At 54.2% G+C, this 13,827-nt stretch carries 12 protein-coding genes; 6 read left to right on the forward strand and 6 right to left on the reverse strand.

What is annotated here, in order from left to right; translation table 11 throughout:
- Nucleotides 1–75: 75 nt before the first annotated feature.
- Nucleotides 76–1,377 carry an MFS transporter gene (locus AC07RN_RS12195; protein ID WP_478336473.1) on the forward strand — a complete coding sequence of 434 codons (1,302 nt, stop codon included), beginning with the start codon at nt 76–78 and terminating at the stop codon, nt 1,375–1,377.
- On the opposite strand, the gene AC07RN_RS12200 is transcribed toward AC07RN_RS12195, so the two are convergent.
- The 5 genes from AC07RN_RS12200 to satP form a co-directional block, all read right to left on the reverse strand.
- Nucleotides 1,364–2,488, reverse strand: coding sequence for an ABC transporter substrate-binding protein (locus AC07RN_RS12200; protein WP_478336474.1), 1,125 nt, complete (start codon nt 2,486–2,488; stop codon nt 1,364–1,366). The genes AC07RN_RS12195 and AC07RN_RS12200 overlap by 14 nt on opposite strands.
- A 24-nt stretch (nt 2,489–2,512) precedes the next feature.
- Nucleotides 2,513–3,289: an ABC transporter ATP-binding protein gene (locus AC07RN_RS12205; RefSeq protein WP_478336553.1), complete on the reverse strand. Its 777-nt coding sequence runs from the start codon at nt 3,287–3,289 to the stop codon at nt 2,513–2,515.
- Nucleotides 3,286–4,359: a FecCD family ABC transporter permease gene (locus AC07RN_RS12210; RefSeq protein ID WP_478336475.1), complete on the reverse strand. Its 1,074-nt coding sequence runs from the start codon at nt 4,357–4,359 to the stop codon at nt 3,286–3,288. The genes AC07RN_RS12205 and AC07RN_RS12210 overlap by 4 nt, the downstream gene beginning before the upstream one ends.
- Before the next feature lie 184 nt (nt 4,360–4,543).
- Complete coding sequence (locus AC07RN_RS12215; RefSeq protein ID WP_478336476.1) at nt 4,544–5,794, reverse strand: chloride channel protein; 1,251 nt, start codon at nt 5,792–5,794, stop codon at nt 4,544–4,546.
- Nucleotides 5,795–5,910: 116 nt separating this feature from the next.
- Nucleotides 5,911–6,477, reverse strand: coding sequence for an acetate uptake transporter (gene satP, locus AC07RN_RS12220; protein WP_012015986.1), 567 nt, complete (start codon nt 6,475–6,477; stop codon nt 5,911–5,913).
- Nucleotides 6,478–6,772: 295 nt separating this feature from the next.
- Between satP and dnaK the strand changes: the two genes are divergently transcribed.
- The 4 genes from dnaK to nhaR all read left to right on the forward strand — a co-directional run bounded on the left by dnaK (nt 6,773) and on the right by nhaR (nt 12,236).
- A complete protein-coding gene (dnaK, locus tag AC07RN_RS12225; RefSeq protein ID WP_012015987.1) occupies nt 6,773–8,695 on the forward strand; it encodes a molecular chaperone DnaK in 1,923 nt (640 codons plus the stop codon).
- Nucleotides 8,696–8,781: 86 nt separating this feature from the next.
- Nucleotides 8,782–9,930, forward strand: coding sequence for a molecular chaperone DnaJ (gene dnaJ / locus AC07RN_RS12230; protein ID WP_012015988.1), 1,149 nt, complete (start codon nt 8,782–8,784; stop codon nt 9,928–9,930).
- Nucleotides 9,931–10,099: 169 nt separating this feature from the next.
- Nucleotides 10,100–11,275, forward strand: a complete 1,176-nt coding sequence (gene nhaA / locus AC07RN_RS12235; RefSeq protein WP_012015989.1) for a Na+/H+ antiporter NhaA — start codon at nt 10,100–10,102, stop codon at nt 11,273–11,275.
- Between the two features lie 58 nt (nt 11,276–11,333).
- Nucleotides 11,334–12,236, forward strand: a complete 903-nt coding sequence (gene nhaR / locus AC07RN_RS12240) for a transcriptional activator NhaR (RefSeq protein ID WP_012015990.1) — start codon at nt 11,334–11,336, stop codon at nt 12,234–12,236.
- Nucleotides 12,237–12,293: 57 nt separating this feature from the next.
- On the opposite strand, the gene rpsT is transcribed toward nhaR, so the two are convergent.
- Complete coding sequence (rpsT, locus tag AC07RN_RS12245; protein ID WP_012015991.1) at nt 12,294–12,557, reverse strand: 30S ribosomal protein S20; 264 nt, start codon at nt 12,555–12,557, stop codon at nt 12,294–12,296.
- A 328-nt stretch (nt 12,558–12,885) separates the two neighbouring features.
- On the opposite strand from rpsT, the gene ribF reads away from it, so the two are divergent.
- Nucleotides 12,886–13,824, forward strand: coding sequence for a bifunctional riboflavin kinase/FAD synthetase (gene ribF, locus AC07RN_RS12250; protein WP_133631737.1), 939 nt, complete (start codon nt 12,886–12,888; stop codon nt 13,822–13,824).
- Nucleotides 13,825–13,827: the final 3 nt, after the last annotated feature.

A 13,827-nucleotide genomic window follows, 5' to 3' on the forward strand; every position in this document is an offset into this window, starting at 1 on the left:
GTTAGATTTACGGTATAGTAATTTTTTCTTTACGATCACTGTAAAATTAAATCAACAACGCTGGAAAGGTTCGCTATGTCACATTACACCCGGCCTCTGAATCGTCAGGACTACAAAACGCTCACGCTCGCAGCCCTTGGCGGCGCGCTGGAGTTCTACGATTTCATCATTTTTGTCTTTTTCGCGGCCGTTGTGGGAGAACTCTTCTTCCCGGCGGATATCCCGGAATGGCTGCGCCAGGTTCAGACCTTCGGCATTTTTGCGGCGGGTTATCTTGCGCGTCCGCTCGGCGGCATCATCATGGCCCACTTTGGCGATCTGGTCGGGCGTAAAAAAATGTTTACCCTCAGCATCCTGCTCATGGCCGTGCCAACGCTGGCCATTGGTTTGCTGCCGACGTACGCCACGATGGGCATTCTCGCCCCTGTTTTGCTGCTGCTGATGCGTATTTTGCAGGGTGCAGCGATTGGCGGAGAAGTGCCAGGCGCATGGGTTTTTGTAGCAGAACACGTACCGGCGCGCCGCATCGGCATCGCGTGCGGAACGTTAACCGCGGGCCTGACCGTCGGGATTTTGCTCGGATCCGTCGTCGCGACGCTCATCAACACCAGTATGACCACGCAGGCGGTGCATGAGTGGGGCTGGCGTCTCCCGTTCCTGCTCGGCGGTGCGTTTGGCCTGGTGGCGATGTATCTCCGCCGCTGGTTGCAGGAAACCCCTATCTTCCTCGAAATGCAGCAGCGTAAAGCGCTGGCGCAGGATCTGCCTGTCAAGGCCGTTGTGGCGCATCACAAAAAAGCCGTGGTGATTTCTATGCTCCTGACCTGGCTGCTTTCCGCCGGGATTGTGGTGGTGATTCTTATGTCGCCCGTCTGGCTGCAAAAACAGTACGGTTTTGCCCCAGCGGTCACGCTGCAGGCGAACAGTATCGCGACCATTATGCTGTGCTTTGGCTGTTTGATTGCCGGTGTTGCGGCGGATCGCTTTGGCGCGAGCCTGACGTTTATCGTCGGCAGCCTGTTGCTGGCGGGATCAAGCTGGGCGTTCTATCACCTTGCGGGAAGTCATCCGGAACAGCTTTTCCTGCTGTATGGCGTGGTGGGGCTTTGCGTCGGCGTCGTGGGCGCAGTGCCGTATGTGATGGTCCGCGCGTTCCCGGCAGAAGTGCGATTCACCGGCATTTCGTTTTCCTATAACGTCTCCTACGCCATCTTTGGTGGCCTGACGCCGATTGCCGTCACGCTGCTGATGGGCGTGTCGCCGATCGCTCCGGCCTGGTATGTGCTGGCGCTGTCACTGATGGGGCTGGCGTTAGGGATTTGGTTGCGCGGTGAGCGCCATCAGCTGATGGCGCATACGCCGGTTAGTGAGGGGTAAAACTCAGGATGATGTTGTCATCCGGGATCTGCGTGAAGTTTTTAATCAGCTCGTGATAATCCGCCAGCGGGTCGACGTCATTGAAAAGCGTTGGGTAGAAAATTTTGCTCAACGCTTCAATGGCGATAATGTTGTACGGGTTGTTATAGAAGTGATGATAAAGCGCGCCGGTATTGCCTTGCGCCACGGCCGGAATGCTGCTCACGCCCTGGCGCGACACCAGCGCGTTAAAGGCCGCAGCCACATCACTTTCCGCCACGTTGTAGCCAAACGGAATAATCGCCGTGCCTTTAGCCGGACGTTTTGAGCCGGTCATCAGGTAATAATCGGGGTTAAGAGAGATAATCTTTTCGACCGAGACATTTCCGCTCGCACCTGGCAGCAGCTGTGAACCAATATTCACACCGCCAGCCGCTTCAACCAAACCTCCCCAGCCGTTGCGCGCATGAGTAAAGCAGCAGCCGTTATCCAGCCCGGCAACCCCTGCGATCGGCTCAATAAATACCAGCGGTTTTTTCTCTGCTTTCGCCAGACGCTGGTGAATTCGGTCCAGACGCTGCTGGTAAAAATCAATATACGCCTGCGCTCGCTCGTGTTGCCCCAACACTTTACCCAGCAGGGCAATGCTCGGGACGGTGTTTTCAACCGGGTGCAATTCGTAATCCACGAAGACCACGGGAACGTGTAGTGCCTCAAGTTTGGCTAATACGCCGCTCTGTACCAGCGACGGCTTGGCGCGGAGCTGGGCGATCATCAGGTCCGGCTGGCGTGAGATCACCGTTTCCAGATCCACATTCCCCTGATCGGAGAATTTCATATCGAGGATGTTTTCTGCTTCCGGCCATTTGCGCTTCAGCACGTTCCAGGTTTCGGTGTCCTGTTTTTTCGGCAAATTATTCCACGCCACCACTTTGGCAAACGGATTGTCGCGCTCAAGCATCGCCAGCGTCAGGATATCGCGGCCATCCTGTAAAATGATGCGCTTCGGCTCCTGTGGGATCGTCACCGTGCGGTTATCAATATCGTTGACCGTCACCGGCCAGTTTTGCGCCATCGCCAGCAGCGGTGAGAGCAGCAGCGCTGCGCCAAGTAATGCCTTCTTCAGTGTCATTATTTCCCCGTCATTCCTTTATTTTTATGTTGTTAAACCATCGACCACCACATGCGGTAGTCCTTGCGAACACGTTTCTACACGCCCCTGCACACCATAAACCGTCGCCAGATTGGCGGGGGTGACGACCTCACCCGGAACACCACTGGCAATCAGCGCGCCGTTTTTTAACATCACCGCATATTGCGCGTGGCGCAGCGCGATGTTGATGTCGTGAATCACCACGACGGTGACGATATTCCGCTGACGTGTTTCACGGGCAACGATATCCATAACGTGAAACTGATAGTTGAGGTCGAGCGCGCTAAGCGGTTCATCCAGCAGGAGTAAATCCGGCTGGCGGATCAGCGACTGCGCTAAACCGATCAGCTGTTTTTGGCCGCCGGAAAGCTGGTCGAGATAGCTCATCGCCAGATGCGAGACGCCGAGTTTATGCAGAATGTCATAGGCTTCTTGTTCGGCATTGCCGTGGGTATCGCTGCCACTGGCGCGGCGCGCAACAATCACCGATTCCAGGGCGTGCAAATGCACACCTGCCGGAAGCGACTGCGGCAAATACACCACTTTTTGCGCACGCTTCGCGGGCGGCAGGGTCATCAGATCCTCGCCGTTGAGCGCGATTTTGCCTTGCGCCGGATTGAGGTCTGCCAGCGCGCGCAGCAGGGTTGATTTCCCCGAACCGTTGGGTCCTAACAGGGCGGTGATTTTGCCACGCGGCAGCAGTGGGGTGGTTAGCCCGTCGATGATTTTCTTTTTGCGATAACCGGTGTGCAGATCGGTAACGAGTAAACCGTCCATCAGAGCGTTCCCCGGTGGCGAATAATAATGCTCAGGAAGAAAGGTACGCCGACCAGTGACGTGACAATCCCGACGGGAATGATGACGCCAGGCACGATATTTTTTGAGAGGACGGAGGCCAGGGAAAGCACCAGCGCGCCGATCAGCATACTGCCCGGCAGGTAAAAGCGGTGATCCTCGCCAAACATCATGCGGGAAATATGCGGGGCGACAAGACCGATAAAGCCGACCGGGCCGACAAACGCCACCGTCAGCGCCGAAATGATGCTAATGCGCAGCAGGGTGGTGAGCCGTAACTTGCGCACGTTGATACCAAAGCTGACGGCGCGATCTTCACCCAGGCGCAGGGCGGTGAGCTTCCACGCGTTTTTCAGCGAGAGCGGGACGACGATCAGCAACACCACGACCAGAATCGCCAGTTTGTCCCACGACGCGCGGGCCAGGCTGCCCATCGTCCAGAACACCAGACCCTGTAATGTGTCTTCGCTGGCGACAAACTGCAGAATCGAAATCAACGCATTGAACGTGAACACCAGCGCAATCCCAAACAGCACGACGCCGGAGGTGGCGACGCGCGTCCAGCGGCTGATCCCGTCGAGAATAAAACAGGCCATCAGTGCAAAAACAAAAGCGTTCACCGAGATAAACCACTGGTCGGGCACGCCAGGAATTCCAAGGCCGAGGATGATCGCCAGTGCGGCACCAAACGAGGCAGCAGACGACACGCCCAGCGTAAACGGGCTGGCGAGGGGGTTATTCAGGATGGTTTGCATCTCGGCACCGGCTAAACCCAACGCCAGGCCGACGACCACCGCCATCAGCGCGAAAGGCAGCCGTAAATCCCAGACGATCACGCGCGTGCCTGCGTCAGCGGAGGCGGCATCAAACAGCGTATGCCAAAGTGTGGCGACGGAAATTCCGGACGGGCCGAGGGTAAAATCAAGCAGCAGCGAGAGCAGGATCAACAGCAGGAGGACACCTGCGACGATAAAGCGCCGCAAGATGATTTTTTTGTAATGCGACGCGACAGCCGCGCCGTCAGGATTATCCCGGCTGGCTAAAATGGAACTCATTGGCTTACCTTATGCAACACATCAGAACCGTATTTTATCCCTAAACGTTCCTGTACAAAGGCTGCCTGATATCCAATATCTGGGGGATGCTGCCGGTGACAATATTCCGGATGATAATGCTTATCAATTGAAAAAACAGGAATCAGAGAAGTCGTTTAGCTACGGTTGCAATTTCGCACGAAAATTAACCGTCGAGTTTTCGAAACGTCATGTACGCCCCGGCTGCACTCAGGGCCAAGGGGACCAGGAAGCTATGGTCCATGCGGGTGAATTCCATCATGAGTGCGATAGCGGTAACGGGCATTTGCATCGACGCCGATAAAAAACCTGCCGCGCCCGTGAGCGCAAAACTGGCCATATCGCTCCCGGGAAAGAAGCGGCCAAGCAGCATAAAAAGCAGCGAACCCAGCAGTGCACCAACGGCGAGACCGGGCGTCAGTAATCCCCCTTCCGCACCGCCGCGCAAAACGGCCCAGATCACGAAGATTTTGAGACACAGAATCGCGGCTGCCAGTTTTAACGTGACGTCGCTTGCAAGCGTGAGCTGAATCGGGCCTTTGCCGTTGCCGGGCAACTGCGGAAACCACATCGATAACGCGCCGAGCGCCGCAAATGCCACCAGACTGAACACCGGCATCTGCCAGTTACTGCGCACTTTGCTGCGTGCGCGCTGGGTGATGCGGCGAAACCAGAAGGCAGCAATGCCAAACAATGGGCCTGAAAGCGCCGCCCAGAACACCAGCGAGGTGGCGGCCATTTCGGTCGTAAAGCGATATTGATGCTCATCGCCCAGTCCCAGCGTGGCGATCCACGCCGCAAGGGCTGACGTGACCAGAGCAGCAATGGCGGCTTCCCAGCTAAAGCTGATTAATAGCACTTCGAGGGTGAATATCGCGCCAGCCAGCGGAACGTTGTACACCGCAGCCAGCCCCGCGCCCGCGCCGCAGGCAATCATGAGTTGGATATCTGCTGTCGTCAGGTGCAAACGCCGGGCAATCCCTCCGGCAAATAACGCACCCAGTTCACGCGGTGCGACTTCGCGACCCAGCGGTGAGCCCATCGCAACGGTGATAATTTGCAGCAGGGAGTGAATTAGCGTGGTGATGCCCGGCATCGGTTTATCGGGCTGGTTGACGGCGGCGATAATACTGACGCGTTTTTTACCGTAGCGGGCAAGGAGCCACCAGCCACAGCCCGCAATGAGGCCCGCAGCCAGCAGAGCGAGAAATCTCCGCTGCGCACTGGCATCCATCACGCCTTCTAAAAACGATTGCGGGCTAATGAGCGCTTTCTGGCTATAGCCGTAAACGAGATGCTGGATTTCGTGCAACAGCAGGGCGAGCAGCATACCACCCAGCCCGGCTAAAATTCCGGTGAGCAATAATGCGGTCCAGCGTTGCAGCCAGTAAGAACGAGAGGGGACATTCGCCGTCATATGAGCATCTTTAAGAAAAGAGTGAGAACCAGTGTTCCACAAAGCGCATTAACAGGATATCAATCAGAAGCATAAAGCGGGAGATTTCGTGCCCGCGAGGCGGGCACGAAGGGGGATCAGTGTTTTTCACCAATCGGCAGAACGGTGCGGCCAAACTGTTCGTTCAGCACTTCACCCATTGCCAGGTAGATCGCGCTTGCGCCACACACCAGACCAATCCAGCCTGCAATGTGAACGATACCTTCGTTATCCGCCAGATGACCAATCGCCAGCAGGGCGAACAGAACGGTCAGGCTCAGGAACACGAACTGCAGCGCGCGGTTGCCTGCCAGAGTGCCAAAGAACATGAACAGCGTGAAGACGCCCCACAGACCCAGGTAAACGCCCAGGAAGTGCGCGTTTGCCGCGTCAGCCAGACCCATTTTCGGCATAATCAGAATAGCGACCAGAGTCAGCCAGAATGAACCGTAAGAGGTGAATGCCGTTAAACCGAAAGTATTGCCTTTTTTATATTCCAGCAGGCCCGCGAAGATTTGCGCGATACCGCCGTAAAAAATGCCCATCGCCAGGATAATGCTATCCATCGGGAAGAAACCGATGTTATGCAGGTTCAGCAGAATTGTGGTCATGCCAAAACCCATCAGGCCCAGCGGAGCCGGATTAGCCAACTTAGTGTTGCCCATAAGTCCTCAAAATAAATCATCATTAAATGGTGAAGTGGTTAAGCCCCGCCAACTCTCCCTGGCGGGGCGCGGCATCATAAAGGGCACAACACTCGGCGTCTATGATCTGAACAGGGGGAATTTAAAATATTTTTTATGCTTCCCCCTTGATGGATGCGGTTACGACCCCATCTTGTAGTCAACCGCAGTGAGTGAAGCTGAAAAAAATCAAATCTGGGCAGTTGAAACCGCACGTTTCGCCCTTATTACAGATTCACAACCACATGATGAACAAATTTTTAGTGGAGACGTTTAGATGGGTAAAATTATTGGTATCGACTTGGGTACTACCAACTCTTGTGTAGCGATTATGGATGGTACTACTGCTCGTGTGCTGGAGAACGCCGAAGGCGATCGCACCACGCCTTCTATTATTGCGTATACCCAGGACGGTGAAACTCTGGTTGGCCAGCCGGCTAAACGTCAGGCCGTGACAAACCCGCAAAACACGCTTTTTGCGATTAAACGCCTGATTGGTCGCCGCTTCCAGGACGAAGAAGTGCAGCGTGATGAAGCCATCATGCCGTACAAAATCATCGGTGCAGACAACGGTGATGCATGGATCGACGTGAAGGGCCAGAAAATGGCACCACCGCAGATCTCTGCTGAAGTGCTGAAGAAAATGAAGAAAACGGCTGAAGATTACCTGGGCGAACCGGTAACTGAAGCGGTTATCACCGTACCTGCATACTTCAACGATGCACAGCGTCAGGCAACGAAAGATGCCGGTCGTATCGCGGGTCTGGAAGTCAAACGTATTATCAACGAACCAACTGCTGCTGCTCTGGCTTACGGCCTGGACAAAGAAGTTGGCAACCGTACTATCGCGGTTTATGACCTCGGTGGTGGTACTTTCGATATCTCTATTATCGAAATCGACGAAGTTGACGGCGAAAAAACCTTCGAAGTTCTGGCAACCAACGGTGATACCCACCTGGGTGGTGAAGACTTCGACAGCCGTATGATCAACTATCTCGTTGACGAATTTAAGAAAGATCAGGGCATTGACCTGCGTAACGATCCGCTGGCCATGCAGCGCCTGAAAGAAGCCGCAGAAAAAGCGAAAATTGAGCTGTCTTCTGCGCAACAGACCGACGTTAACCTGCCGTACATCACTGCAGACGCGAGCGGTCCTAAACACATGAACATCAAAGTGACCCGTGCGAAACTGGAAAGCCTGGTCGAAGACCTGGTGAACCGTTCTATCGAGCCACTGAAAGTTGCTCTGCAGGATGCGGGTCTGTCTGTATCTGATATCCAGGACGTTATCCTGGTCGGTGGTCAGACGCGTATGCCAATGGTTCAGAAGAAAGTTGCTGAATTCTTTGGTAAAGAGCCGCGTAAAGACGTTAACCCGGACGAAGCCGTTGCAATCGGTGCTGCTGTTCAGGGTGGTGTATTGACCGGTGAAGTGAAAGACGTACTGCTGCTGGACGTTACCCCGCTGTCTCTGGGTATCGAAACCATGGGCGGCGTGATGACGGCGCTGATCAGCAAAAACACCACCATCCCGACCAAGCACAGCCAGGTGTTCTCTACCGCTGAAGACAACCAGTCTGCGGTAACCATCCATGTGCTGCAGGGTGAGCGTAAACGTGCTGCGGACAACAAAGATCTGGGCCAGTTTAACCTCGACGGTATCAGCCCGGCACCGCGCGGTATGCCTCAGATCGAAGTGACTTTTGACATCGATGCTGATGGTATCCTGCATGTTTCCGCGAAAGACAAAAACAGCGGTAAAGAGCAGAAGATCACCATCAAGGCGTCTTCTGGTCTGAACGAAGAAGAGATCCAGAAAATGGTGCGTGAAGCGGAAGCTAACGCCGAGTCTGACCGTAAGTTCGAAGAACTGGTTCAGACCCGTAACCAGGGTGACCATTTGCTGCACAGCACTCGTAAGCAGGTTGAAGAGGCAGGTGATCAATTGCCAGCTGATGATAAAACCGCTATCGAGACTGCATTGAGCGCGCTTGAAACGTCTCTGAAAGGCGAAGACAAAGCGGATATCGAAGCGAAAATGCAGGAACTGGCGCAAGCGTCCCAGAAGCTGATGGAAATTGCTCAGCAACAGCACGCACAGCAGCAGGCTGGTGCAGCAGGCGCTGACGCTTCTCAGAACCATGCGAAAGACGACGACGTTGTTGACGCTGAGTTCGAAGAAGTTAAAGACAAAAAGTAATCGCCCTGATGCAGGGTAATTAATCGGCACGGGCGAAGAGGTTTCCTCTCCGCCCGTGCTCGCATGTTAAGGGGCTGAAAAAACCAATGGCAAAGCAAGATTTTTACGAGATTTTAGGCGTTCCGAAAACCGCGGAAGAGCGTGAAATCAAGAAGGCGTACAAGCGCCTGGCCATGAAGTTTCACCCGGATCGTAATCAGGGTGACAAAGAGGCCGAAGCCAAATTTAAAGAGATCAAAGAAGCCTACGAGATCCTGACCGATGCGCAGAAGCGTGCGGCATACGATCAGTACGGTCATGCCGCGTTTGAACAAGGCGGTATGGGCGGTGGTGGTTACGGTGGCGGCGGCTTTGGTGGCGGCGGTGCTGATTTTGGCGATATCTTTGGCGACGTTTTCGGCGATATCTTCGGCGGTGGCCGTGGACGCCAGCGTGCATCCCGTGGCGCAGATCTGCGCTACAACATGGAATTGACGCTGGAAGAAGCGGTACGTGGCGTGACCAAAGAGATCCGCATTCCTACGCTGGAAGAGTGTGATATCTGCCATGGCAGCGGCGCGAAAGTCGGCACCAAACCGCAGACGTGTCCAACCTGTCATGGTTCCGGCCAGGTCCAGATTCGTCAGGGCTTCTTCGCGGTGCAGCAGGCGTGTCCACACTGTCATGGTCGCGGTACGCTTATCAAAGATCCGTGCAACAAATGTCACGGTCATGGCCGCGTCGAGAAAACCAAAACCCTGTCCGTGAAAATTCCGGCAGGCGTTGATACCGGTGACCGTATTCGTCTGGCGGGTGAAGGCGAAGCGGGTGAACACGGTGCGCAGGCAGGCGATCTGTACGTTCAGGTTCAGGTAAAACAGCACGCTATTTTCGAGCGTGAAGGGAATAACCTGTACTGCGAAGTGCCGATCAACTTTGCGATGGCTGCACTGGGTGGCGAAATTGAAGTCCCGACTTTAGATGGTCGTGTGAATCTGAAAGTCCCTGGTGAAACACAAACCGGCAAGCTGTTCCGCATGCGTGGAAGAGGTGTTAAATCGGTACGTGGCGGTGCGCAGGGTGACCTGCTGTGTCGGGTGGTCGTTGAAACGCCAGTCGGTCTGAACGACAAACAGAAACAGCTGTTAAAAGAGTTGCAGGAAAGCTTCGGCGGCCCAACGGGTGAAAATAACAGCCCGCGTTCCAAAAGCTTCTTCGACGGCGTGAAAAAGTTCTTCGATGATTTGACCCGCTAAACTGTTAGCTGGTGTACATCACAAAGCCCGGAAGCGATTCCGGGCTTTTTGTTTTTGTGCATATTACTCGGTAAAACTGAGTTTATACTCAATATTAATCTGTTTTTCCCGAGTTGTTAGCCTTGGTATGATGGTTTTAACGAAGCATCGTCTTAAAGAGAGAACCAAAGTGAAATTACTACACCGTTTCTTCAGCAATGAAGCGTCCGGCGGCATTATTTTGATTATCGCCGCTGCGGCCGCGATGGTATTTGCCAACCTTGGGGCGACTCAGGGTCTGTATCACGCGTTTCTGGAAACGCCCGTTGAACTCCGCGTGGGTGTTCTGGAAATTAACAAAAACATGCTGCTCTGGATAAACGATGCCCTGATGGCGGTCTTTTTCCTGCTTGTGGGCCTGGAAGTGAAGCGTGAGCTGGTTCAGGGCTCGCTCGCTAGCCGCCAACGGGCGGCGTTTCCTGTCATCGCTGCGATTGGCGGTATGGTCGTGCCAGCGTTGCTCTATCTGGCATTTAACTATCAGGATCCGATTGCGCGTCAGGGCTGGGCTATCCCGGCAGCGACGGATATTGCGTTTGCGCTTGGCGTACTGGCGTTATTAGGCAGCCGCGTTCCGGTGGCGTTGAAGATTTTCCTGATGGCTCTGGCGATTATCGATGACCTTGGCGCTATCGTGATCATTGCGTTGTTCTACACCAGCGATCTGTCGATTCTGTCGCTGAGCGTTGCCGCAGGGGCTATCGCTGCGCTGGCGCTGCTGAACATTTTTAACGTGCGCAGAACGGGGATCTACATTTTGGTTGGTGTCGTGCTGTGGACCGCGGTCTTGAAATCGGGCGTCCATGCCACGCTGGCAGGTGTGATTATCGGCTTCTTTATACCGCTTAAAGAGCAGGACGGTCACTCGCCAGCCCAACAGCTTGAGCATGTCCTGCATCCATGGGTCGCGTTTATGATTCTGCCGCTTTTCGCTTTCGCCAATGCGGGCGTGTCATTACAGGGCGTGACGCTTTCAGGGCTGACCTCAATGCTGCCGATGGGCATTATTGCCGGTCTGTTTATTGGTAAGCCGCTGGGCATCAGCCTGTTCTGCTGGCTGGCACTGAAGCTGAAACTCGCGTCATTGCCACAGGGGACAACTTTCCGGCAGATCATGGCCGTGGGCGTTCTGTGCGGAATTGGCTTTACGATGTCCATTTTCATCTCGACGCTGGCGTTTGCATCCATGGATCCGCAGCTCATCGTCTGGGCTAAGCTCGGTATCCTGACCGGATCGTTGCTGGCGGCGTTTGTCGGCTACTCGTTATTGAAAGTGAAATTGTCGGGGCAAGTCCAGCCGGTATAACAGGCAGGGGGAGGGCAGCGGCTCTCTCCCTAAGACACGATCAGGGAGCGAAGATACGATGTCTCATATCAATTACAACCATCTCTACTACTTCTGGAATGTCTACAAAGCGGGTTCCGTTGTGGGGGCAGCTGAGGCGTTGTATCTGACGCCGCAGACCATTACCGGTCAGATAAAGGCACTCGAAGAACGCCTGCAAGGGAAACTGTTTAAGCGTAAAGGGCGCGGAATTGAACCGACCGAGCTTGGTGAGCTGGTGTTTCGCTACGCCGATAAGATGTTCACGCTGAGCCAGGAAATGCTCGATATCGTCAATTACCGCAAAGAGTCGAATTTGCTCTTTGATGTCGGCGTCGCGGATGCGCTCTCAAAACGCCTGGTAAGCGGTGTCCTGGACGCGGCGGTAGTAGAAGATGAACAGATCCATCTGCGCTGCTTTGAATCCACACACGAGATGCTGCTGGAGCAGTTGAGCCAGCATAAGCTGGATATCATCATTTCGGATTGTCCGATTGATTCCACGCAGCAGGAGGGGCTTTTCTCGGTGAAGATAGGTGAATGCGGGGTGAGCTTCTGGTGCATTAACCCGCCGCCGGAAAAACCGTTTCCCGCCTGTCTTGAGGAACGACGCCTGTTAGTGCCGGGACGGCGATCGATGCTGGGCCGCAAGCTGCTCAACTGGTTTAACTCACAGGGACTGAAAGTGGAGATTCTTGGGGAGTTTGATGATGCCGCGCTGATGAAAGCCTTTGGCGAAGCGCATAACGCTATTTTTGTGGCACCGACGCTGTACGCGCACGATCTTTATATCGATGAGAAGGTAACGGAGATTGGACGAGTGGATAACGTGATGGAAGAGTACCATGCGATATTCGCTGAGCGAATGATTCAGCACCCGGCGGTGCAGCGCATCTGTAACCGCGACTACTCGGCGTTGTTTACGCCGCCAGCGTCACGTTAAGCCAATAAAAAAACCCGCATTAAGCGGGTTCTTTAAACAAGCAACAACAAGTGGCGATTAAGCCAGTTTGCTGATCTGCGCGGTCAAGTTTGCTTTATGACGCGCTGCTTTGTTTTTGTGGATCAGACCTTTAGCAGCCTGACGGTCCACGATTGGTTGCATTTCGTTAAATGCGTTCTGCGCTGCAGCTTTGTCGCCAGCTTCGATTGCTGCGTATACTTTCTTGATGAAAGTACGCATCATAGAACGACGGCTTGCGTTGTGCTTACGAGCCTTTTCAGACTGAACGGCACGTTTCTTAGCTGATTTGATATTAGCCAAGTCCAACTCCCAAATATGATCTATGTGGACAATTCAAAGGCCGAGGAATATGCCCTCTATACCTTCTTTTGTCAATGGATTTGTGCAAATAAGCGCCGTTTATATGGCGACGCTACGTTACGTAGTGATGGCGCAGGATTCTACCAGCTTGTCTCCCCTGAATACAGTCTTTCGGCATAAAAAACGCAGTTGGCGGGCAGATTTTTTTGCACCTGAAGATAAGGTCTATGAAATCAGGGCGGCTTTCTGAAGTGAGGGAACAATCGCCAGTTAACGTTAACCGCTGTACAAGGTATACTTTGGCGATTTTCACTGTCTTGAGCCTGTCATGAAGCTGATACGCGGCATACATAATCTCAGCCAGGCCCCTCATGGGTGCGTGCTGACAATTGGTAATTTCGACGGCGTACATCGTGGTCATCAGGCGCTGTTGCAGGGATTGCGTAAAGAGGGCCAGGCCCGTGGACTGCCCGTTGTGGTGATGATTTTTGAGCCGCAACCGCTGGAACTGTTTGCCGGTGATAAAGCTCCCGCTCGCTTAACACGCCTGCGCGACAAATTGCGCTATCTGGCAGAGTGTGGCGTGGATTACGTACTGTGCGTACGTTTTGACCAACGTTTTGCCGCGCTCACGGCGCAGGCTTTCGTTGGCGATCTGCTGGTCAAACGTCTGGGCGTGCAGTTTCTTGCCGTAGGCGATGATTTCCGCTTTGGCGCTGGTCGTCAGGGTGATTTCTTGTTATTACAGAAGGCTGGCCTGGAGTACGGCTTTGACGTCACCAGCACCATGACTTTCTGTGAAGGCGGTGTGCGTGTGAGCAGTACGGCGGTTCGCCTGGCACTGGCCGACGATCAACTGGATGTGGCGGAGACCCTATTAGGGCATCCGTTCTCGATTTCTGGTCGCGTTGTGCATGGCGACGCGCTGGGGCGCACAATAGGTTTCCCGACGGCGAACGTTCCGCTGCGTCGTCAGGTATCCCCGGTTAAAGGGGTGTATGCGGTAGAAGTGAGCGGGCTTGGCGATACGCTTTTGCCCGGTGTTGCCAACATTGGTACCCGTCCAACGGTTGCCGGTGTGCGTCAGCAGCTGGAAGTGCACCTGCTGGACGTTGTAATGGACCTCTATGGTCGCCATATAGATGTAATCCTGCGTAAAAAAATACGCAATGAGCAGCGATTTGCTTCGCTTGATGAGCTGAAAGCACAAATTGCGCGCGATGAGTTAACGGCCCGCGAATATTTTGGGCTATCGAACCCGGCTTAACGC

It is taken from the genome of Lelliottia sp. GFLA7 (assembly GCF_056490165.1).